General features: G+C 35.0%; 1 protein-coding gene. It reads right to left on the bottom strand.

Annotated elements, in window-relative coordinates:
• Positions 1-1,929, bottom strand: a 1,929-nt coding sequence (locus tag RM519_RS13890) for an HYR-like domain-containing protein (protein ID WP_489753986.1), incomplete at its 3' end; no start/stop codon positions are given.
• Between the last annotated feature and the right edge of the window lie 523 nt (positions 1,930-2,452).

The raw sequence follows: 2,452 nt of genomic DNA, 5'->3' as shown, positions 1-2,452 counted from the left end.
TGGTGTAGGTGTTACAACATCGCCTATACCCGTTACTGTCATAAATCCATTTGCTGGTAAAGTAAAGGCTAATAGATCAATTGTATAAGTATAGGTATATACCGAAACATTGCCCGCACAATCTGTATAAGTAAACGTATAAATCTTATCTCCCTCACAAACTGGATCCGTATTCTCCGTTATAACAGGAATAATTCCATTTCCACAAACATCCGTGACAACTGGTGCCGTTGGCTGAATCGCCAATCCTATACACTCAACTGTACTAGAAGCATTCGCTGGAACTACCGGGGCTGTTAAAACATCAATCGTGTAGGTGTATGTCCAATCATGAGTATTATTTGCACAATCAGTATAGGTATAAACCCATATCATTTCCCCTTCACAAATTATATCATTTGGAGAGGATTTTAAAGTCGGAGTAATCGGGTTACCGCAAGCATCATTCACATCTGGAAGGTCCGGTGCAATTTGCGCTTCAGCTATACATTCCACCGTACTAGATCCGTTCGGAGCAGGAGTAAAATCAGGAGTATCTATGTATATAGTATGAACAAAAGGAAGACTTACGTTTCCACAAACATCTTCAATAGTATATGTTCTTGTTATAATTATTGGACAAGTACTTGAATTACTATCCGAACTATTCACAATTAAATCTGTTTTTGGTGTATTATCGTCTGAAATCAAAAGATTTCCAACTAACGCTTCAAGTCCCGCAACCGTGGTTTGTGCAATCGGTGCAACACTTATATCACAGCCATTAACATTCGTGTCATTAATTGCTCCGGTAATTATTGGTGCGTTATCAGTTTCATTAGAAATTAATACACTTTGCTGAGAGGAACAACCTGTAGCATCGGTAACTGTAACTGTTATAGTACCTGTGCCAGCAGGATTAAATTCTATTTCAGTTGGACTTAAATTATTCCTTATCCCTCCTGTCGTATTTGTATCAACGGTAAAAGTATATGGTGCAATTCCACCTGAAGCAACAAAATTTGCCGAACCTCCAGTGCCCAAACATGAAGCATTTATACTGCTATATGAAAGAACTAATTCACTTGGAAATGTCAACTGCAAACTATAAGTACTAACAACATTATTTACATCAGTAACCTGTAAAGTAGGTGAATATGGTCCTTGGGAAATATCAAAAGTAGCAACAGGATTAGGATCGGTTAATACACTTCCTGGAACAATACTTCCACCATCTAAATCCCAAGAATATTGATAAGGTAATTCTCCACCGGTTGTTAAATCTGTAAAATTAACCGTTGCAATATTACCAATAGTACATACTGAATATTGGTACTCCACCGCAAGTGGTGCATGAATTATTGCAGAACCAGAACCAAATTGACATTGAGCCTTATTATAAGTTGAGCAATCATAACCTGCTCCACCAGGAGGATCACTTAAATCTCCTGGATCGTTCGTACTCCAAGCGACCAACATATTACTTAATTCTAGAACCTGTCCACAAGTCCAATCAAAACTATAACCTGTATTTAATAAATTAAAAGAACCAGCACCTGGTGTCAACGTGCCAATATAAGGATTCACAAAAGCATCTGGAGCTCCCTGATAAGGTAATCCGTCAACTGTAAAATCTGCAAAAAATCTTGCTGCATAATTATTCTTATTATTATTAGAGGTATAGTCCATTCCTATCGAAACTCTTCTAGTTACACCTATAGTACAAGTTTGATATGCCTGTGAAAGTTCTAATCCGTAATTTGGATTTGGTGTTATACCATCGGAAAGGTATTCTTCCGCATCGATTAAATATATATCGGTAATCGTATAATTATTAGATGTACATCCAAAATCTCCGCCACATTCGGAACGTAAATCAATCTGAGAAAAAACGTTAGTTGATAATAACGTAAATGCCAAAACAAGTTTAAACAGTATAATTTTTTTCATAATCCCATTTTCTATTAAATAAAAAAACCGAAAATCACAAAACGTGGGGTGTTTAATTTCTTTCAGTTAAAATATGGGGTTATGTCATTACCTATTTATTAAATAAAGAAGCAATTGTATACAAATATATCATTCTTTAATTAATTTAAATACTATTTTATTCTTTCTTAATAAATGGTGTGTATGTTACAATATTTGACAATATCAATATGCTCTCATTAGATTTTTATCAGGTCTAATTACTTTGTTAGAGAGATTCTATTGACCTGAAAAAATCAGTTGTTACAATAAACCACACAATAATAGTCAACCTACAAATTTTATAGTAACAAAAAAAGCAGTTGTAATAAACTTAGATTTTCTCGTCCCCACAACAATAGTCTCAAAGTCTTTGCATTACAACTGCCAAAGTTCTTTAGTGTGATTCTTAAAAAGCAGTCGCAATAACTTAATAGACATTCTCGTCCCCACAACAATAGTCTCTAAAGTCTTTACATTACGACTGCCAAAGATTCTCGATATT

Origin of the sequence: Urechidicola vernalis, from assembly GCF_031846385.1 — a bacterium.
In the GTDB taxonomy this organism is placed as follows: Bacteria; Bacteroidota; Bacteroidia; order Flavobacteriales; family Flavobacteriaceae; genus Urechidicola; species Urechidicola vernalis.
Note: the sequence above shows the minus strand (reverse complement) of the source record. Positions and strands in the feature narration are given on the sequence as shown.